Source organism: Roseateles sp. NT4 (assembly GCF_051857475.1).
GTDB lineage: Bacteria > Pseudomonadota > Gammaproteobacteria > Burkholderiales > Burkholderiaceae_C > Pelomonas.
Map to the genome: position 1 here is coordinate 225,001 of NZ_JBPZGZ010000007.1, position 17,477 is coordinate 242,477.

At 68.7% G+C, this 17,477-nt stretch carries 19 protein-coding genes; 3 read left to right on the forward strand and 16 right to left on the reverse strand.

Annotated elements, in window-relative coordinates:
• Window positions 1-99 precede the first annotated feature (99 nt).
• Window positions 100-1,350, forward strand: a complete 1,251-nt coding sequence (locus tag ACS5PN_RS29725) for an NRAMP family divalent metal transporter (RefSeq protein WP_439467632.1) — start codon at window positions 100-102, stop codon at window positions 1,348-1,350.
• Here ACS5PN_RS29725 and ACS5PN_RS29730 read toward each other — a convergent pair.
• The gene (locus ACS5PN_RS29730) at window positions 1,322-1,972 is read right to left on the reverse strand and encodes a cation transporter (RefSeq protein WP_439467633.1); all 651 of its coding nucleotides are present in this window, start codon (window positions 1,970-1,972) and stop codon (window positions 1,322-1,324) included. The two genes, ACS5PN_RS29725 and ACS5PN_RS29730, sit on opposite strands and share 29 nt — an antisense overlap.
• A gap of 73 nt (window positions 1,973-2,045) precedes the next feature.
• Between ACS5PN_RS29730 and ACS5PN_RS29735 the strand changes: the two genes are divergently transcribed.
• Window positions 2,046-2,468, forward strand: coding sequence for a Cd(II)/Pb(II)-responsive transcriptional regulator (locus ACS5PN_RS29735; RefSeq protein WP_439467634.1), 423 nt, complete (start codon window positions 2,046-2,048; stop codon window positions 2,466-2,468).
• On the opposite strand, the gene ACS5PN_RS29740 is transcribed toward ACS5PN_RS29735, so the two are convergent.
• The 4 genes from ACS5PN_RS29740 to ACS5PN_RS29755 all read right to left on the reverse strand — a co-directional run bounded on the left by ACS5PN_RS29740 (window position 2,462) and on the right by ACS5PN_RS29755 (window position 5,637).
• Window positions 2,462-3,046: a putative 2OG-Fe(II) oxygenase gene (locus ACS5PN_RS29740; protein ID WP_439467635.1), complete on the reverse strand. Its 585-nt coding sequence runs from the start codon at window positions 3,044-3,046 to the stop codon at window positions 2,462-2,464. The two genes, ACS5PN_RS29735 and ACS5PN_RS29740, sit on opposite strands and share 7 nt — an antisense overlap.
• Window positions 3,047-3,053: 7 nt before the next feature.
• Window positions 3,054-4,484 (reverse strand): pyruvate kinase, encoded by a 1,431-nt coding sequence (gene pyk / locus ACS5PN_RS29745; RefSeq protein WP_439467636.1) that lies wholly within the window; start codon window positions 4,482-4,484, stop codon window positions 3,054-3,056.
• 69 nt (window positions 4,485-4,553) lie between these two features.
• Window positions 4,554-5,027 (reverse strand): GNAT family N-acetyltransferase, encoded by a 474-nt coding sequence (locus ACS5PN_RS29750; protein WP_439467637.1) that lies wholly within the window; start codon window positions 5,025-5,027, stop codon window positions 4,554-4,556.
• Between the two features lie 16 nt (window positions 5,028-5,043).
• Complete coding sequence (locus ACS5PN_RS29755) at window positions 5,044-5,637, reverse strand: helix-turn-helix domain-containing protein (protein WP_439467638.1); 594 nt, start codon at window positions 5,635-5,637, stop codon at window positions 5,044-5,046.
• A 20-nt stretch (window positions 5,638-5,657) separates the two neighbouring features.
• Here ACS5PN_RS29755 and ACS5PN_RS29760 point away from each other — a divergent pair, with 20 nt between their 5' ends.
• Complete coding sequence (locus ACS5PN_RS29760) at window positions 5,658-6,590, forward strand: DMT family transporter (RefSeq protein WP_439467639.1); 933 nt, start codon at window positions 5,658-5,660, stop codon at window positions 6,588-6,590.
• Here the strand turns inward: ACS5PN_RS29760 and ACS5PN_RS29765 are convergent.
• From ACS5PN_RS29765 to def, 11 genes are all read right to left on the reverse strand, one after another.
• The gene (locus ACS5PN_RS29765) at window positions 6,587-7,336 is read right to left on the reverse strand and encodes a hypothetical protein (protein WP_439467640.1); all 750 of its coding nucleotides are present in this window, start codon (window positions 7,334-7,336) and stop codon (window positions 6,587-6,589) included. The two genes, ACS5PN_RS29760 and ACS5PN_RS29765, sit on opposite strands and share 4 nt — an antisense overlap.
• Before the next feature lie 52 nt (window positions 7,337-7,388).
• Entirely contained in the window at window positions 7,389-9,719 is a 2,331-nt protein-coding gene (locus tag ACS5PN_RS29770) for an NADP-dependent malic enzyme (RefSeq protein ID WP_439467641.1), read from the reverse strand.
• A gap of 75 nt (window positions 9,720-9,794) precedes the next feature.
• On the reverse strand, window positions 9,795-11,051 hold the full coding sequence (locus tag ACS5PN_RS29775) for a diguanylate cyclase (RefSeq protein ID WP_439467642.1): 1,257 nt from the start codon (window positions 11,049-11,051) through the stop codon (window positions 9,795-9,797).
• Window positions 11,052-11,146: 95 nt separating this feature from the next.
• Window positions 11,147-12,340 (reverse strand): phosphoglycerate kinase, encoded by a 1,194-nt coding sequence (locus ACS5PN_RS29780; RefSeq protein ID WP_439467643.1) that lies wholly within the window; start codon window positions 12,338-12,340, stop codon window positions 11,147-11,149.
• Between the two features lie 216 nt (window positions 12,341-12,556).
• Entirely contained in the window at window positions 12,557-12,886 is a 330-nt protein-coding gene (locus ACS5PN_RS29785) for an AzlD domain-containing protein (protein ID WP_439467644.1), read from the reverse strand.
• Window positions 12,883-13,599, reverse strand: coding sequence for an AzlC family ABC transporter permease (locus ACS5PN_RS29790; RefSeq protein WP_439467645.1), 717 nt, complete (start codon window positions 13,597-13,599; stop codon window positions 12,883-12,885). The genes ACS5PN_RS29785 and ACS5PN_RS29790 overlap by 4 nt, the downstream gene beginning before the upstream one ends.
• 88 nt (window positions 13,600-13,687) lie before the next feature.
• A complete protein-coding gene (locus ACS5PN_RS29795; RefSeq protein ID WP_439467646.1) occupies window positions 13,688-14,446 on the reverse strand; it encodes a head GIN domain-containing protein in 759 nt (252 codons plus the stop codon).
• A gap of 118 nt (window positions 14,447-14,564) precedes the next feature.
• Window positions 14,565-14,939 carry a hypothetical protein gene (locus tag ACS5PN_RS29800; RefSeq protein ID WP_439467647.1) on the reverse strand — a complete coding sequence of 125 codons (375 nt, stop codon included), beginning with the start codon at window positions 14,937-14,939 and terminating at the stop codon, window positions 14,565-14,567.
• A 47-nt stretch (window positions 14,940-14,986) separates the two neighbouring features.
• Window positions 14,987-15,832 carry a zinc metalloprotease HtpX gene (gene htpX, locus ACS5PN_RS29805; RefSeq protein WP_439467648.1) on the reverse strand — a complete coding sequence of 282 codons (846 nt, stop codon included), beginning with the start codon at window positions 15,830-15,832 and terminating at the stop codon, window positions 14,987-14,989.
• Window positions 15,833-15,890: 58 nt separating this feature from the next.
• Window positions 15,891-16,823 carry a methionyl-tRNA formyltransferase gene (gene fmt, locus ACS5PN_RS29810; RefSeq protein ID WP_439467649.1) on the reverse strand — a complete coding sequence of 311 codons (933 nt, stop codon included), beginning with the start codon at window positions 16,821-16,823 and terminating at the stop codon, window positions 15,891-15,893.
• Between the two features lie 5 nt (window positions 16,824-16,828).
• Complete coding sequence (def, locus tag ACS5PN_RS29815; RefSeq protein ID WP_439467650.1) at window positions 16,829-17,365, reverse strand: peptide deformylase; 537 nt, start codon at window positions 17,363-17,365, stop codon at window positions 16,829-16,831.
• Window positions 17,366-17,477: the final 112 nt, after the last annotated feature.

Below are 17,477 nucleotides of genomic sequence, written 5' to 3' on the forward strand. Positions count from 1 at the left end.
GGTGCGATTCTGGTTAACCCGTATGACAGACCGCTTGCCCGGGACTGACGGCAGGCTTTCCTCATCGGATTTCAGGCACACCAAATGCCCAATGCCGCCATGACATCACTGCGCAAAGCCTTGCGGCAACTCGGCCCCGGTCTCATCACCGGCGCGGCGGACGACGACCCCAGCGGCATCGCGACCTATTCCCAGGCCGGCGCGCAGTTCGGCTACGGCATGCTGTGGAGCCTGATCTTCACGCTGCCGCTGATGACGGCCATCCAGATCGTCAGCGCCCGCATCGGCTATGTGTCGGGCCAGGGCCTGGCCGCCAACATGAAACAGGCATTTCCGCGGCCGGTGCTGCTGTTCTTTGTCACCCTGCTGCTGGCGGCCAACACGCTGAACATCGCCGCGGACATCGCGGCCATGGGCGCCGCCGTGCACCTGCTGGTGGGCGGACCGGCACAGCTCTTCGCGCTGGGCTTCGGCATCGCCAGCGTGTTGATGCAGGTCTTCCTCTGCTACGAGAGCTATGTGCGCTGGCTGAAGTGGCTGACGCTGGCCCTGCTGGCCTATGTCGGCGTGGTGGCGGTGCTGGGCCTGGACTGGGGCCAGGTGCTGATGCGCACGCTGCATCCGCAATTGCACTGGAACCGCGACACCCTGCTGATGGTCGTCGCCCTGTTCGGCACCACCATCAGCCCCTATCTCTTCTTCTGGCAGGCCAGCCAGGAAGTCGAGGACCTGAACGGCGGCAGCGCCGGCAAGACCCTGTCCCGGGAACAGGTGCACGGCCATCTGCGCCGCATCAAGCTGGACACCCATGTCGGCATGGGTTTCTCCAACGGCATCGCCTTCTGCATCATGCTGGCCACGGCCGCGACGCTGAACGCTCACGGCGTGCACGACATCCAGACCTCGGCCCAGGCCGTCCAGGCCCTGAAGCCCATCGCTGGCGAGCATGCCGCCCTGCTCTTCAGCCTGGGCATCATCGGCACCGGCCTGCTCGCCGTGCCCGTGCTGGCCGGCTCGGCGGGCTATGCGGTGGCCGAGGTCATGGGCTGGCGCGACAGCCTCAATCTGAAGCTGGAGCGCGGCGAGGGCCGCGGCTTCTATGGCGTGATCGCCATCGCCACGCTGGGCGGCGTGGCCCTGTGCTTTGCGCCGCTGGACCCGGTCAAGCAGCTGTTCTGGGCGGCGGTGTTCAATGGCATCACGGCCGTGCCCATCATGGCCGCCATGATGCTGCTGGCAACGCGGCCGGCCGTCATGGGCCCCCACGTCATCGGCCGCAAGCTGCGCGTGATGGGCTGGGCCGCGACGGCGGCCATGGCCCTCACGGTGCTGGCGCTGGCGATTGCCTGAGCTCGTCCCGCGCGTGGCGCATGACGACGCGGGCGCTGGACAGGGCGAGCACGGCCATCACCGCGGCCACGCCGAGGTCGGGCCAGGCCGAGCCCGTCCAGGCCACCGCGCCCGCCGCGGCGACGACGGCGATATTGCCCAGGGCATCGTTGCGGCTGCACAGCCAGACGGCGCGCATATTGGCATCGCCCTCTCGCCAGGCGTAGAGCATCAGCGCGACGACGACGTTGACGGCCAGGGCCGCCACGCCAACGGCGCCCATGGTGAAGGCCTGCGGCGGTTCGCCGTGCAGGGCGGCCCAGCCGGCCCGCGCCAGCACGGCCACGCCGATCAAGCCCATGGCTGCGCCCTTGACCCAGGCGACCCGGGCGCGCAGCGTCAGGCTGGAGGCCAGCACGGCCAGGGAGATGGCGTAGTTGGCCGCGTCGGCGATGAAGTCGGCCGAGTCGGCCCACAGGGCCAGCGAGCCGGCGACCGAGCCGGCCGTCAGCTCGACCACGGCCATGGCCGCGTTCAGCACCAGGGCAACCCAGAGCACGCGGCGGTAGGCGGGCGAGTTGCCGGTGGCGTGGTGGTGCGAGTGGTCGTGATCGTGGGAGTGGTGATGACAGGCGTGGCTCATGCAAGACCTTGGGTAGCGCAGGCCGCCATTGCAAACCCTGGAGCCACTCCAGAGTCAAGCCGAGAATGGTGAGATGCGTATCGGGGAACTCAGCCGCCTGACCGCGACGCCGGTCGACACCATCCGCCACTACGAGCGCGAGGGCCTGCTCGACGCGCCACCGCGCACCGACGCCGGCTACCGCGTCTACGGCCCGCCGGATGCCGAGCGCCTGCATTTCATCCGCCGCTGCCGGTCCCTGGACATGAACCTGGCCGAGGTGCGCGCCCTGCTGGCCCTGCAAGGCGGGGAGCATGGCGGCGAGGCGCATGCCCTGCTGGACGAGCACATCGGCCACGTCGCCGCGCGCATCGCCGCCCTGCAGGAACTGGAGAAGGAGTTGCGCGCCCTGCGCGCCCGCTGCAAGGGCGACGAGCCGGCCTGCGCCATCCTCGAGGGCCTGGCCGAGCCCGGCGCGGAACTACCGGCCAAGAGCCATGTCGGCCACAGTCACTGAGCCGGCCGCAACAGGTAGTTGAAGCTGAAGGACACGCGGTCCGAGTCGGTCAGATTGGCGCCGACGCGGTGGAAGACCTCGGAGCGGAACAGCACCAGCCTCCCCACCGCCGGCGCGATGACCTCGGGGTCGAAGAGCCTGGTCTGCATGTCCACCGGCATGATGGACAGGTCGCCGTCGCGGCCACTGGTGCGGAAGTAGAAGGCGCCGCTGATGGGCAGGCCGACGGCCTCGCGCTCATGGTTGTGGCGCTCCTGGTAGCCGTGGCGCGCCGTCACGTTGATCCAGCTCTGCGAGTACTCGCCGACAAAGGCCATGGGGCCAGCCGACTCGCGCGTGCGGGCGACGAATTCGAGGATGCCGGTCTCGACGAATTCGCGCAGCCTGTGCAGGCCGGCCGCGACGAAGAGATGCTGCTCGGCCTCGAAGGAGGACCAGACCTGGTCACCCCAGGCTGGCTTCAGCAGCGACTTGATACGGCCTTCCTGGGCCAGCACTTCGGCTTCGATGGCGGCCATCGTGGCCGCGTCAGCCTGGCTGACGGCGACCAGGGTCGGGAACAGGACCTTGATGTCCATCGGCTCTTCAGCCGACGCGACAGACCTTCAGCATGTTGGTGCCGCCCGGATAGCCCATGGGCTCGCCGCAGGTGATGGCATAGGTGTCGCCGGGCATCAGCACGCCGCGGTCGACCAGGATCTTCTCGGCGGCGGCCAGGGCCTGGTCGCGGTCGTCGAACTTGGCCATCAACAGCGGCAGCACATTGCGGTACAGCGCCATCTTGCGCTGGCTGACGGCCTGGGTCGTCAGGCCGAAGATGGGCACCTGGATGCGGTGGCGGCTCATCCACAGCGCCGTCGAACCGGACTCGGTCAAGGCCAGGATGGCCTTGCAGCCGAGGTGGTAGGCGGTGAACAGCGCGCCCATGGCGATGGACTGGTCGATGCGGCCGAACTGGCGGCCGGCGAAGTCGGTGTCCAGGCTGACGAACTCCGCGCGCTCGGCCTCCAGCGCGATATTGGCCATCTGCTCGACCGTCTCGATGGGATATTTGCCGGCGGCGGTCTCGGCGGACAGCATGACCGCGTCGGTGCCGTCCAGCACCGCATTGGCCACGTCGCTGACCTCGGCGCGCGTCGGCACCGGGTTGACGATCATCGACTCCATCATCTGCGTGGCCGTGATGGACACCTTGTCCAGCTCGCGCGCCATCTTGATCATGCGCTTTTGCAGCGCCGGCACGGCGGCGTTGCCGACTTCCACGGCCAGGTCGCCGCGCGCCACCATGATGCCGTCGCTGGCCTTCAGGATGGCCTCGAGGTGGGGGATGGCCTCGTAGCGCTCGATCTTGGCGATCATGGCCGGCTTGTGGCGCCAGGGTTCACCGGCCACATTGGCCAGCTGGCGGGCCATCTCCATGTCGGTGGCGTTCTTGGGGAAGCTCACCGCCAGGTATTCACACTGGAAAGACATCGCGGTCTTGATGTCCTCCATGTCCTTGGCCGTCAGGGCCGGCGCCGTCAGGCCGCCGCCCTGCTTGTTGATGCCCTTGTTGTTGGACAGCTCACCGCCCAGCTTGACCGTGGTGTGGACCTGGGCGCCGCGCACATGATCGACGGTCAGCACCAGCAGCCCGTCGTTGAGCAGCAGGGTGTCGCCCGGCTTCACGTCGCGCGGCAGTTCCTTGTAGTCCAGACTGGCAATGTCCTGATTGCCGAGCTCGGTGCGGTCGGCGTCGAGGATGAAGGGGGCGCCGGGGATGAGCTCGATCTTGCCGTTCTCGAACTTCCCGACGCGGATCTTGGGGCCCTGCAGGTCGGCCATGATGGCCACCGATTTGCCGACGCGCTCGGCCGCGGCGCGGACCATGGTGGCCCGGTCGATGTGGTCCTGGGCCTTGCCGTGGGAGAAGTTCAGCCGCACGACGTCGACGCCGGCGCGGATCATCTTTTCCAGCACCTCCGGCGTGTTGGAGGCGGGGCCGAGGGTGGCGACGATCTTGGTGGCGCGGGTCATGGCTTGTCTCAACTTATCTGGTGGCGCGGAATTATGGTCCGCGCAGCCCCGCCCAAGTTTCGCCGCGTTTCAGGGCAGCGACTTCTCCATGAAGACGCTCAGCGGGTCCGGGGCGTAACCGCCGAAGGGCTCGCGGTCGACATAGCCCAGGCGCCGGTACAGGGCCAGGGCTTCGGGCTGGTGGATGCCGGTTTCCAGCCGCGCGATGCGCAGACCACGCTCGACCAGGTCGGCCTCTAACCGAGCCATCAGCTGCCGCGCGACGCCACGGCCGCGCTCGCTGTCCAGCACGAAAAGACGCTTGATCTCCCCATAGCCGTCGGCCTCGAAGACCTTGACGCCGCCGCAGCCGACCAGTCGTTCGCCGCGCCACAGGCCATGGAAGCTGCCGCCCGGCGGACGCAGGCCATCGGCCGGCTCGAAATGGTTGCTTTCGCTCGGATACAGGGCGCTCATATAGGCCTCGGACAAGGCCATGAGGCGCTGTGCGTCGGGGTGGCCGGGGTCGAGCGGGGCGAGGCGAACGGGCAGGTCGGCGGTCATGGTGGTTCGATTCCAGTTACAGGGCGGCCACCGTCATCGCGAGCAGATAGCGCGCTGACTCGAGCCCGGGGTTGGTGAAGACGGTGCGACCCAGGCAGCGGAAGCTGATGGAGTCGCCGGCGACCAGTTCAAAGACCTGGCCCTGCAGCGTCAGGCGCAGGCTGCCGTCGAGCAGGCAGAGGTGGTGCTCCAGGCGCGAGACGGTGGGCTCGTCGTAGACCAGTTCGGCGCCGGCGGCGAGACGCCCCTCGATGACTTCGGTGGCGAAGCCGGCCAGCGGCGGGCAGCGCATCAGGCGCTCGAAGCCGCTTTGCTGGTCGTGCCAGCGCGGCTGGTCGGCGGCGCGTAGCAAGCGCACCGGCAGGGTCTCGGCCTCGGCCAGCAGGCGGCTCAACGGCAGACCGTGGGCGCGGGCCAAGCGCGACAGCAGGGTCGCCGTGGGGCTGGTCTCGGCGCGCTCCAGCCGGGAGAGCGTGGCGCGGCTGACGCCGCTTCGCGTGGCCAGCTCGTCCAGTGACCAGCCCGCCTGGGTCCGCAGCGCGGCCAGGCGTTCAGCCAGTTGGCGCTCGAACTGGCCTTCTTCGCTCACATTGGAGAATTCTTCTCTCATATGAGAATATGCTAGCCGATATGAAGGACAGACACACCGCCCCGCTGATCGCCGCACTCGCCGTCGTGCTGACCTGGGGCCTGAACTTCCCGCTGTCCAAGGCCTTGTTCACCCAGGTCGGCCCGGCCGGCTTTCTGGGCCTGCGCTATCTGCTGATGCCCTTCTGCGCCATCACCCTGCTGTGCTGGCGCTTCGGTCTGCGCTGGCCGCGGCTGGACCGCGGCGAGATCTGGCCGCTGGTGCGGCTGACGCTGATCGGCCAGGGCCTGCACCTGCTGCTGTCGGCCTATGGCATGCAGGGCTCGACGGCCTTCAGCGCCAGCGTGCTGCTGGCCTGCGGCCCGGTGTTCACGCTGCTCATCCTGCGCTTCAGCGGCATCGAGACGCTGTCGCGCGGTCAGGTGGCCGGCGTGGCCATGGCCGCCACCGGCGCCCTGCTGTTCACGTCGGACAAGCTGCTGGCCGCGGACTGGCAGGCCGGCCTGGGCGACCTGACCCTGCTGGTCGCCGCCGCCCTGTTCAGCTACTACACGGTGGCGAGCAAGCCGCTGATCCAGCACCACGGCGGCGTGACGGTGCTGGGCTATGGCAGCCTGATCTGCACCCTGCCCATGCTGTTGTGGTGCTCGCCGGCCCTGCTGGCCATGGACTGGCCGGCCCAGCCGGCGTGGATCTGGCCGGGCCTGGCCTGGCAGGTCATTGGCGGCGGCTTCCTGGGCTGGCTGGCCTGGGGTTGGGCCAACGAGAAGCGCGGCGTGGCCCGCACGGCGCCACTGATCTATCTGATGCCGCTGATCGCCGGCATCACGGCCTGGGCCTGGGGCGGCGAGGCGTTTTCTCTGCACAAGATCCTGGCGGCGGGAATCATCCTGGCCGGCGTGGCGCTGGCGCAGTTCGGTGCGGCCGTCTTCTGGCCGGCCCGCCAGTCGCTGGACAGCAACTCACCCGGCTAGGGCATGGCGCGAGGCGACGCCATCGCCTCGTCGATGGCCTTCATCTGCCGGTCCGGCGTGGCCTTGCTGCAGAAGAAGAAACGCCCTTCGCCGGGTGGTGCATCGGGCAGGCGGCGCAGCTCCAGGGCGGCTCCGGCGTCGCCCAACTGCCTGATCAGCGCCTCGCCTTCCTCCTCGGTGAACAGCGTCGCGTCCGCCATGCCCAGCAGCACGGCGCGGGCCCGCGCCAGGCTGTGATCGGACGAGCGGATGATCTTGGCGCTGCCCTCTGTCAGGGCCCTGTCCGTCTCGGCCCCGTAGGAATAGCCCAGGCGCAGCACCAGCGTGTTGGCCGGCGACTGCACGACACCGGCGAAGCGGTGTACATCCCTGAGCCGGCCATCCTTGCGGATCATCAGGCTCTGCGGCGGGCTGCTGTAGACCGGCAGGCGCGAATACTTGCCGAGCTTCTCGCGCTCCGCGGTGCGGTACAGGCCCAGGGCGCAGGCCGGTTCGGCATTGCGGGTGATCATGGCGACCTGGCGGGCCACCGGCGCCTCGCGCAGATCCACCGCGATGCCGGCGCGCTGCAGCACGGCCATGGCGGGCGCACCCTGGACGCCCGTCAGTTGCTGGTCCTGGCGACTCATCAGCGGCGGCCGTTCTTCGTAGTACAGCACCAGATCGGCCGCATCGGCCCGGGCCGCCGCACCGGCGGCCAGCGAGGCCAGCAGCAGGCGGCGAAAGGGGTGGACGCTCGATTTCACGCTTGCAGGGTATCCGGACGCTCGCCGGCTGCAAACCCCGCGCCCCCCGGCTTCAGCGGCGTACCCCGTTGGCCTCGGCGACGGCCAGGGCCGTCATGTTGACGATGCGACGCACCGTGGCCGACGGCGTCAGGATGTGCACCGGCCTGGCCGCGCCCAACAGGATGGGGCCGACCGTCACGCCATGGCTGGCGCTGATCTTCAGCACATTGAACAGGATGTTGGCGGCGTCCAGCGTCGGCAGCACCAGCAGGTTGGCCGCACCCGTGAGCTTGCTGTCCGGCAGGAAGGCCTGGCGCACGCTCTCGGACAGGGCGGCGTCACCATGCATCTCGCCATCGCATTCGATGTCGGGATGGGCCGCAGCGAACAGCTCGTGAGCACGGCGCATCTTGACGGCCGACGGGCGTGTGGAAGAGCCGAACATCGAATGGCTGACGAAGGCCAGCTTGGGCGGCAGGCCGAAGCGGCTGACCTCGTCGGAAGCCATCGCGGCGATGTCGGCCAACTCTTCGGCGTTCGGATCGTCGTTGACGAAGGTGTCGGTGATGAAGAGCGTCATCTGCTCCAGGATCAGCGCATTCATCGCCGCGAACTGGCGGGCGCCTGGCGCCAGGCCGATGAGATCCTTGACCTGCTCCAGGTGGCGGTCGAAGCGGCCGACCATGCCGCAGATCATCGCGTCGGCATCGCCCAGCTCGATGGCCAGCGCGCCGATGGCCGTGTTGGAGCGGCGCACGGCCGACTTGGCCATCTCCGGCGTGAAGCCGTTGCGCTTCATGCGGGCGTAGTAGGCCTCCCAGTACTGGCGGAAGCGCGGGTCGTCCTCGGGGTCGATGACGGCGACATCGTCGCCCAGCTTCAGGCGCAGGCCGGCGCGCTGGATGCGCGAGGCCAGCACTTCCGGCCGGCCGATCAGCGTCGGCTTGCACAGGCCTTCGTCCAGCGCCACCTGCACGGCGCGCAGCACGCGCTCGTCCTCACCTTCGGCATAGATGACGCGGGCGGGCGCGGCCTTAGCGGCGGCAAACACCGGGCGCATGAACATGCCCGTCTGGTAGACGAAGCGCTCCAGGGAGTGGCGGTAGGCGGCAAGGTCTTCCACCGGGCGCGTGGCGACGCCATCGGCCGCGGCAGCCGCCGCGACAGCCGGCGCGATGCGCAGGATCAGCCGCGCGTCGAAGGGCTTGGGGATCAGGTAGTCGGGGCCGAAGGCCAGCTCCTGGCCGGCATAGGCCGCGGCCACCTCATCGCTGGTCTCGGCCTTGGCCAGGGCGGCGATCTCGCGCACGCAGGCCAGCTTCATGCCCTCGGTGATCTTGGTGGCGCCGCAGTCCAGCGCGCCGCGGAAGATGTAGGGGAAGCAGAGGACGTTGTTGACCTGGTTAGGATAGTCCGAACGGCCCGTCGCCACGATGCAGTCCGGCCGCACGGCCTTGGCCAGCTCGGGGCGGATCTCCGGTTCGGGATTGGCCAGGGCCAGGATGATGGGCTGCGTGCCCATGGTCTTGACCATGTCGGCCGTCAACACACCGGCCGCCGAGCAGCCGAGGAAGACGTCGGCGCCGTCGACGACGTCGGCCAGCGTGCGGGCCGTGCTGATCTGGCAATAGCGCTGCTTGGACTCGTCCAGCTTGCCGGCCTTGGCATCCTCGCGCTCGCTCTGGATGACGCCGCGCGAATCGCAGACGAAGACGTTCTCGCGCTTGACGCCCAGGCCCACCATGACGTCCAGGCAGGCGATGGCCGCGGCCCCCGCGCCCGACACCGCGACCTTGACAGTGGCGATGTCCTTGCCCACCAGCTCCAGGCCGTTCAGCAGGGCCGCCGACGAGATGATGGCCGTGCCGTGCTGGTCGTCGTGGAAGACCGGGATGTTCATGCGCTTGGACAGTTCGCGCTCGATGTAGAAGCACTCGGGCGCCTTGATGTCCTCGAGGTTGATGCCGCCCAGCGTCGGCTCCATCGCGGCAATGATCTCGATCAGCTTGTCCGGGTCACGCTCGGCCAGCTCGATGTCGAAGACGTCGATGCCGGCGAACTTCTTGAACAGGCAGCCCTTGCCTTCCATGACCGGCTTGGCGGCCAGCGGGCCGATGTCGCCCAGGCCCAGCACGGCCGTGCCGTTGGTGATGACGCCGACGAGGTTGCCGCGCGAGGTGAAGTCGGCCGCCAGCGACGGGTCGCGCTCGATGTCCAAGCAGGGATAGGCCACGCCCGGCGAGTAGGCCAGCGACAGGTCGCGCTGGTTGGAAAGGGCCTTGGTCGGCGTGACCGAAATCTTGCCGCGCGTCGGGCTGCGGTGGTACTCGAGGGCCGCCTCGCGCAGTGCGGCTTCGGCAGGCGCGAGTTTGTCCGTGTAGGGAGCGTTGTTCTTTTCCATGAGGGCGAGTCTCCAGGGGGAACCCTGTAGGTTACGCCGCGTTTCATGACCTGCCGATGCAGGTTTTTTGGCAATCTATGCCGAAGCCGATATCACGCGGTCGCGACCCTCGTGCTTGGCCCGGTACATGGCCTGGTCGGCCTCGCGCAGGGCCATGTCGACATCGGCCGCAACCGTCGCCTGGGCCACCCCCCAGCTGGCCGTCACCTTCAGGCCGGCCGGCCATTCGGTGCGCGCCAGCACCTGGCGCAGCCGCTCGGCCACCGCCATGGCTTCCTCGGCCGGTGTCTGCGGCATGACGATGACGAATTCCTCGCCGCCCCAACGCGCCAGCAGGTCGTCACGCGGCAGGTTGGCGCGCAGGGTGCGGGCCAGCAGCACCAGCACCTGGTCGCCGACCTCGTGGCCATGCTCGTCGTTGACGCGCTTGAAGTGGTCGGCATCGACGAAGACAACCGACAGCGGAAAACTCATGTCGCCCTGCACCTGCAGCAGCAGCTCCAGCGCGCGGTTCAGGCCATCGCGGTTGGCGACGCGGGTCAGCGGGTCGCGCAGGGCCATCTTCTCCAGGGCCCGCGAACGTTTCATCGACATGCGCAGCCGACCATGCACCGCCCGGCTCTCCCACACCAGGTAGCCGAGCAGGCTGAACATCCACAGGCCGACCAGGCCGAGGCGGAAGGTCTCGGGCGCGACCCAGTCGCCGACCAGTTCGGCGTGGTCCACGCGAATCAGGTGCTGGCCCGGCGCCACCTGGCCACTGGTGCTGAAGCTGATGACGCGGATGCTGTCCATCTCCGGCCCCACCAGCGCCACCGGCAGCTGGTGGGTCTGGGCCCACCAGGAGCTGACGGCGAACTGGGACAGCCGCAGCTCCACCGGCCGGGCCTGGGCGCTGGGCGCGAAGGTGACCTCCTGGGGCTTGAGGCTCTCGGCATCGCCGGGCTTGGAATAGGCCGGATTGGCGTTGCGCAGGAAGACGCGCACCTGGGCGGCAGCATGGTCCAGCGACGGGCCCTCGGCGTGCAGCGACAGACGGATGTGGCTGAAAGAGCGCAGGTCCAGCGCCCGACCCTTGATCTCGATCTGCAACTCACAGTAGGGCCACTCATAGCCGGCGCGGATGTCGCAGCGCATGCCCACCGGACCGCCGGCGGGCGCCTCCAGCCTGGCTTCGCTCTTGCCGCCACTGCTGCGGTCGTCGACGATCTCGAGATGCTGCCCAGCCCCGCGCCCGTCGAGCGCCAGATGGCGGGTCATCCAGTATTCGTTGGCATATAGCCCCAGCAGCGTCGTGAAGACGAGCAGAGCGAGCAGCCAGCGTAGGACCATCCGGCCATTGTGGAGGCCGGTGGCGCCAGGCGATCAGGACGACCGCCCGTGAACGTGAAATCGTGACCGGCGACTGGCAGGTCGCCGGTCCTCCGTCAGGCCGCCGCGCGCTTGGCCAGGATCTCGAAGGCCGGCAGGGTCTTGCCTTCCAGCACTTCCAGGAAGGCGCCGCCGCCGGTGGAGATGTAGCCGACGTCCTTCTCGATGCCGTACTTGGCAATGGCCGCCAGCGTGTCACCACCACCGGCGATGCTGAAGGCGACGCTCTCGGCGATGGCGCGGGCAATGGTCTCGGTGCCCTGCGCGAAAGCCGGGAACTCGAACACGCCGACCGGACCGTTCCAGACGATGGTGCCGGCGGACTTGAGCTTGTCGGCCAGCTTGGCGGCGGTCTTGGGGCCGATGTCGAGGATGAGGTCATCGTCCTCGACATCGGTGGCTGCCTTGACGGAGGCTGTCGCGCCGGCGGCAAAGGTCTTGGCCGTCACGACGTCCTCGGGGATGGGCACCTCCGCGCCGCGCGCGGCCATGGCGTCCATGACGGCCTTGGCTTGGTCGACCAAGTCGGGCTCGGCCAGCGACTTGCCGATCTTCAGGCCGGCGGCCAGCATGAAGGTGTTGGCGATGCCGCCGCCGACGATGAGGCCGTCGACCTTGCTCGCCAGGCTCTGCAGGATGGTCAGCTTGGTCGACACCTTGGAGCCGGCGACGATGGCCACCAGCGGGCGGCGCGGGTTGGCCAGGGCCTTGGTGATCGCGTCGATCTCGGCGGCCAGCAGCGGGCCGGCGCAGGCGATCTTGGCGTACTTGGCGATGCCATAGGTCGTTGCCTCGGCGCGGTGGGCGGTGCCGAAAGCGTCGTGCACGAAGATGTCGCACAAGGCGGCCAGCTTCTTCGACAGCTCCTCGTTGCACTTCTTCTCACCCTTGTTCAGGCGGCAGTTCTCCAGCAGCACCAGCTGACCCGGGGCGACGGAGACGGTGTCGACCCAGTCGCGCTGCAGCGGCACCGGGCGGCCCAGCAGCTCGGCCATGCGCTCGGCCACCGGGGCCAGCGAGTCCTCGGGCTTGAACTCGCCCTCGGTCGGGCGGCCCAGGTGGGAGGTGACCATGACGGCGGCGCCGGCATCCAGGGCCATCTGGATGGCGGGCAGCGAGGCGCGGATGCGGGTGTCCTCGGTGATCTTGCCGTTGTCGTCCTGCGGCACGTTGAGGTCGGCGCGGATGAAGACGCGTTGGCCAGAGACCTTGCCGGCGGCGATCAGGTCGGAGAAGCGGATGACGTTCATGGTGGGACGGAGCAGTGGATGACGGGAAAACTTCCCCGATTCTCGCCCCTGCTCTCAGCCGAACTGCGTTGAAACCGCGGACCGGCGCCGGGCCGCCCCAAGCCGGCCCGCAGGCGATGTGCTTGGGGCTCAATGCCGCAAGCAGCGTGTCCCCTCGGGGGACCGACCAGTTTTCGCCCGCGTTCAGCGCGGCAAAACTGGGCGCGGGGCAAATTGTTACCAACCGAGTCCGAGCTTGAGTGGGAGCATCACCGCCATGCCCACCAGGATGGTGCCCAAGATGCCCTTGCGCCAGAAGTAGTAGGCCGTGGCGGCCACCGCCGCGGGCCAGCGTGCGTCCTGCCAGGTCGTGATGACATGGTCGTGCGTCATGAAGATCGCGGGCGCCACAACGGCCATCAGCGCGGCCAGCGGGGCGACCTTGAGCAGCTCGCGCAACCAGTCGGGGACGGGCAGGGGCTTGTCGCCGATCATGAAGAAGCCCCGCGTCAGCACGGTGATGGCGCCCAGGCCGAACAGCGCGATCCAGATCATGGGTTCGCTCATTTCGCGGCCTTTCGCGCATCCAGCCACCAGCCCACACACCCCGCGGCCACGATGGCGCACAGGATGTTGAGCTTGAGGGGCAGGGAATAGGTCGCGATTGACACCGCGCCCGCCGTGATCGCCACCCACCACAACAGCTTCTCGGTCAGCAGCGAATAGGACAGGCCCAGCAAGGCCATGACGCCGGCGAAGTCGATGCCCCAGTGGGTCGGGATGCGATCGGCCAGCAGGATGCCGGTGAAGGAGCAGACCTGCCAGGTCGGCCAGTTCACGGCCACGCCGCCCCAGAAGTAGCGCCGCTGTTCGGGCAACGGCACCGGGTCGGGGTAGCGCTTCACGAAGTAGACGAAGTTCAGGTCGGCTGCGAAGTAGGTCAGCGTCAGGCGACGGGCCCGCGGCAGGTGGGCGAAGTAGTTGCGCCACTGCGCGCTGAAGATGACGAAGCGCAGGTTGACGCAGAAGGCCGTGGCCAGCAGCACCCACAGCGGCGCGCCGGCGGCAATCAGCGGCAGGGCCGTCAGCTGGGCGCTGCCGGCGAACACCAGCAGGGACATGCCCATGGCCAGCGGCAGGCTGAGGCCGCTCTTCACCATCGTGACGCCGGTCACCAGGCCCCAGGCGGCCAGCCCCAGCGAAGGGGAGGCCATGTCGCGCGCGCCTTGGCGGAAATCGGGGTCGGCTGCAAGCGCGCGCAGCCTGGAGGTCCAGCTCATGCCGCCATTGTCGGTGCCGGACGGGTTTCCCCTGACTTCGCCAGCCTTTGAGCCTGCGGGCCCCGGTGGCGAAGCCAGGGTGGCCCGTTTACTGCCCGATGCGGCGGACCTTGCCGCTGCCGGCGACGTTGGAGTTGATCTCCGGCGAGCCGGCGTACTTCACGTCGCCGCTGCCGGCGATGGTGACGTTCAGGCGCTTGGTCGCGTTGACCTGGGCGTCGCCGCTGCCGGCGATGCTGACCTTGACCTCCTCGGCCACCAGGTCGGCCGCCTTCACGTCACCGCTGCCGGCAATGGTCACCTGGGCGTTGGCGCAGCGGCCGGCCGCGACGATGTCGCCGCTGCCGCTGACCTTCATGCCCAGGCGCTCGGCGTCCAGCCCGGTGAAGCGGATGTCGCCCGAGCCGGCGATGGACGCGTCGACACCGGCCGTCTTCATGGCCTCGACCTTGATGGTGCCGGAGCCGGCCACCGACACGGCGCGCAGGGCCGGCATCTCGATGGTCAGGCTGGGGTTGGTGGAGGTGTTGATGTTGAAGCCCTTCTTGGGCTCGACCTGCAGGGTGCGACCCTTGCCGCCTTCGACGACCTTGGTCTCGATATAGGGCAGCAGGTTGCGGTCGGCCTTGACCTCGACCTTGGTGCCATTGCCCTGGCGGATGACGATGTTGAAGCCACCGGCGGTGGCCACGGCATCGAAGGCGCCGGTATCGCGGGCCTCGGTGGCGATGTCGCCATTGCCGTTGATGCGTTCGCTGTTGCTGCTCCAGCTCCAGGCCTGGGCCGTGCTGCAGACGGTGGCGGCGGCGACGAGGCTGAGGGCAAAAAGGCGGCGGGAGGTGTTCATCGCGGGCTCCATCGGGGTTGTGATGGTTCCCATGGTGCCGAGCCGCCGAACCCGCCGCCCGGGGCAGGTGACGATGCGCAGGATCGGAGGCCTGAAATGCGGCTGGGCGCGCCAGCCGTCAGTGGCCTTTGGCCTTCTCCGGCGCCTTTTCGGGCGCTTTTTCAGCGGGTTTCTCGGCCGGCTTGGCGTCGGCCTCGTCGTCCTTGGGCTTGACCGAGCCCGGGCGCGGCACAACGGGCGTGACGCCTTCGAGCTTGTTCTCGCGCATGTACTCGTCCATCTCGCGCCAGCCGGCGTAGACGGCGGCCTTTTGGGCCCGGGGGTTCAGCACATAGCAGTCCTCGATGGCGCGCATCGCGTGCCGGCAGGCGCTGCCGATGGCCTTGCCCTCGGCCTCCTTGGCGGCGGCCACCTTCACGGGGTCGTCGATGCCCAGCTGCTCGCAGGCGGACAGGGCGGCGAGCAGGGGCAGGGCTAGAAGAAGGCGCTTCATGGGCTCAGCTATCGGCCGGGGTGGCGCCAACTTGAGGTCATGGCGGCTCAGCGCTTCACCATGGCGAGCAGCCGCGTGACGCGTTCCTCGGTCGGCGGGTGGGTGGAGAACCAGCCGCGCCAGCCGCCGCCGGACAGCGGATTCATGATCATCATCTGCGCCGTCTCGGGGTGGGCCTCGGCTGGCGCGAGGGGGATGCCCTGGGCGACCCGGTGGATCTTGTCCAGGGCCGAAGCCAGGGCGGCGGGGTCGCCACAGATCTCGGCGCCGCCGCGGTCGGCCTCGAACTCGCGGGCGCGGCTGATGGCCATCTGGATCAGGCCGGCGGCGATGGGGGCCAGGAAGGCGATGGCGATGCCGGCCAGCGGGTTGGTCGGGCGGCCGCTCTCGTCGCGGCCGCCAAAGAAGGCCGCGAAATTGGCCAGCATGGAGATGGCGCCGGCCATGGTCGCACTGACCGTGCTGATCAGGATGTCGCGGTGGGCCACATGGGCCAGCTCGTGGGCCATGACGCCACGCAGTTCGCGCTCGGACAGCACGCGCAGGATGCCTGTCGTCGCGGCGACCGCGGCATGCTCGGGGTTGCGGCCGGTGGCAAAGGCGTTGGGAGCGTCTTCCTGGATCAGGTAGACCTTGGGCATGGGCAGGCCGGCCCGCTGGGCCAACTCACGCACCATGCCGTAGAACTGCGGTGCCGAGCTCTCGTCGACCTGCTGGGCGTTGTACATGCGCAGCACCATGTCGGCCGAGAACCAGTAGGCGAAGAAGTTCATGCCGGCGGCCACCAGCAGCGCAATCAGCATGCCCGTCTGGCCGCCGATGAAGGCGCCGATGACCATGAACAGCGCCGTGATGGCTGCCATCAGGACGGCGGTCTTCACGAGGTTGAACATCTCAGTACGCTTTCAGAGTGACAGGTGACGTGGCAGATGGTGCCATGTCGGCTGCACTTCAAGCGTCGAAGCGTTCGCCGACGGCAATGGGCCGGGCCTGCAGGAAGGCCGCCGCGGGCCCACGCTTGCCGCCGGCGCGTTGCAACTCGGTGAGCTTCAGGGCTCCCTGGCCGCAGGCGACGACCGGGCCGGGGGCAATGACTTCACCCGGCGTGCCACTGCCTTCGACAACCTCGGCCCGCCAGACCTTGACCGCCTCACCCGCCAGCGTCGCGACGCCGCCCGGGAAGGGATCGAAGGCGCGCAGGCGGCGCTCGATCTCGGCAGCCGGCTGCTTCCAGTCGATGGTGCTCTCGGCCTTCTCGATCTTGTGAGCGTAGGTAACACCCTCGGCCGGCTGCGGCGTGCGCACCAGGCCGGCGGCCTGCAAGGCCTCGACGATGAGCCGGCCGCCTTGAGCGGCCAGCCGGTCGTGCAGGACGGCCGTGGTGTCGTCGCCACGGATGGTCTCGCGGCCGACCAGCAGCATGTCGCCGGTATCCAGGCCCGCGTCCATCTGCATGATGGTGATGCCGGTCTCGGCGTCGCCCGCCTCGATGGCGCGGTGGATGGGCGCCGCGCCGCGCCAGCGCGGCAGCAGCGAGGCGTGGATGTTCAGGCAACCGCGCCGGGGGGTGTCCAGCACCCATTGCGGCAGGATCAGGCCATAGGCGGCGACGACCATGACGTCCGCGTCCGCGGCCAGCAGGGCTTCGCGCGCCGCAGCGGCATCGACGGCGTATTTGCCGTCCAGCTTCAGGCCCTGGGGCTGGGCGACGGGCAAGCCAGCGGCCACGGCGCGCTGCTTGACGGCCGAGGCCTGCAGCTTCATGCCGCGCCCGGCCGGGCGGTCGGGCTGGGTCAGCACCAGGGGCACCGTGAAGCCGGCCGCCAGGATGGCGTCCAGCGCGACGGCCGCGAATTCCGGCGTGCCGGCAAAGACAACGCGCATGGCGATCAGAGGCGCTGGTTGCGCTTCTTGGCTTCTGCTTCCTCTTCGCGCGCCTTCTTGACCATCTTGGTCTTGATGCGGTCGCGCTTGAGCGGGCTCAGGTATTCGACGAAGACTTTGCCCATCAGATGGTCCATCTCGTGCTGCACGCAGACGGCCAGCAGGCCATCGGCGTCGAATTCATAGACCTCGCCATCGCGGTTGGTGGCGCGCACGGTGACCTCGGCGTGGCGGGGCACCTTGTCGTAGATCTGCGGGACGGACAGGCAACCTTCCTCGCCGTCGACCATGCGATCGCTGGTTTTCACCAATTCGGGGTTGATCAGCACGCGCGGAGTGTCGCGATCCTGCGACGTATCGATGACGATGACGCGCTCGTGCACGTCCACCTGGGTCGCGGCCAGGCCGACACCATCGGCGTCATACATGGTTTCCAGCATGTCATCGACGAGCTGGCGGATGCGTTCGTCCACGGCGGCCACGGGTTTGGCGACGGTGTGCAGGCGCGGATCGGGATAGCGAAGGATGTGGAGTTGAGCCATGGCGCCTTGTAAGCACTCGCAAACGAGCGCTAGCGTTTGTTGGTTGCCCCCGGTGATTGCGGGCAGAATCGCCTGGATTTTCGCCGATCCGGCAATCCCTTCGGAGACCGCT

Excerpts from the sequence above, each read along its gene's own strand:
- ACS5PN_RS29725 (WP_439467632.1), top strand. The coding sequence starts at position 100 with ATGACATCACTGCGCAAAGCCTTGCGGCAACTCGGCCCCGGTCTCATC.
- ACS5PN_RS29730 (WP_439467633.1), bottom strand. The coding sequence starts at position 1,972 with ATGAGCCACGCCTGTCATCACCACTCCCACGATCACGACCACTCGCAC.
- ACS5PN_RS29735 (WP_439467634.1), top strand. The coding sequence starts at position 2,046 with ATGCGTATCGGGGAACTCAGCCGCCTGACCGCGACGCCGGTCGACACC.
- ACS5PN_RS29740 (WP_439467635.1), bottom strand. The coding sequence starts at position 3,046 with ATGGACATCAAGGTCCTGTTCCCGACCCTGGTCGCCGTCAGCCAGGCT.
- pyk (WP_439467636.1), bottom strand. The coding sequence starts at position 4,484 with ATGACCCGCGCCACCAAGATCGTCGCCACCCTCGGCCCCGCCTCCAAC.
- ACS5PN_RS29750 (WP_439467637.1), bottom strand. The coding sequence starts at position 5,027 with ATGACCGCCGACCTGCCCGTTCGCCTCGCCCCGCTCGACCCCGGCCAC.
- ACS5PN_RS29755 (WP_439467638.1), bottom strand. The coding sequence starts at position 5,637 with ATGAGAGAAGAATTCTCCAATGTGAGCGAAGAAGGCCAGTTCGAGCGC.
- ACS5PN_RS29760 (WP_439467639.1), top strand. The coding sequence starts at position 5,658 with ATGAAGGACAGACACACCGCCCCGCTGATCGCCGCACTCGCCGTCGTG.
- ACS5PN_RS29770 (WP_439467641.1), bottom strand. The coding sequence starts at position 9,719 with ATGGAAAAGAACAACGCTCCCTACACGGACAAACTCGCGCCTGCCGAA.
- ACS5PN_RS29775 (WP_439467642.1), bottom strand. The coding sequence starts at position 11,051 with ATGGTCCTACGCTGGCTGCTCGCTCTGCTCGTCTTCACGACGCTGCTG.
- ACS5PN_RS29780 (WP_439467643.1), bottom strand. The coding sequence starts at position 12,340 with ATGAACGTCATCCGCTTCTCCGACCTGATCGCCGCCGGCAAGGTCTCT.
- ACS5PN_RS29785 (WP_439467644.1), bottom strand. The coding sequence starts at position 12,886 with ATGAGCGAACCCATGATCTGGATCGCGCTGTTCGGCCTGGGCGCCATC.
- ACS5PN_RS29790 (WP_439467645.1), bottom strand. The coding sequence starts at position 13,599 with ATGAGCTGGACCTCCAGGCTGCGCGCGCTTGCAGCCGACCCCGATTTC.
- ACS5PN_RS29795 (WP_439467646.1), bottom strand. The coding sequence starts at position 14,446 with ATGAACACCTCCCGCCGCCTTTTTGCCCTCAGCCTCGTCGCCGCCGCC.
- ACS5PN_RS29800 (WP_439467647.1), bottom strand. The coding sequence starts at position 14,939 with ATGAAGCGCCTTCTTCTAGCCCTGCCCCTGCTCGCCGCCCTGTCCGCC.
- htpX (WP_439467648.1), bottom strand. The coding sequence starts at position 15,832 with ATGTTCAACCTCGTGAAGACCGCCGTCCTGATGGCAGCCATCACGGCG.
- fmt (WP_439467649.1), bottom strand. The coding sequence starts at position 16,823 with ATGCGCGTTGTCTTTGCCGGCACGCCGGAATTCGCGGCCGTCGCGCTG.
- def (WP_439467650.1), bottom strand. The coding sequence starts at position 17,365 with ATGGCTCAACTCCACATCCTTCGCTATCCCGATCCGCGCCTGCACACC.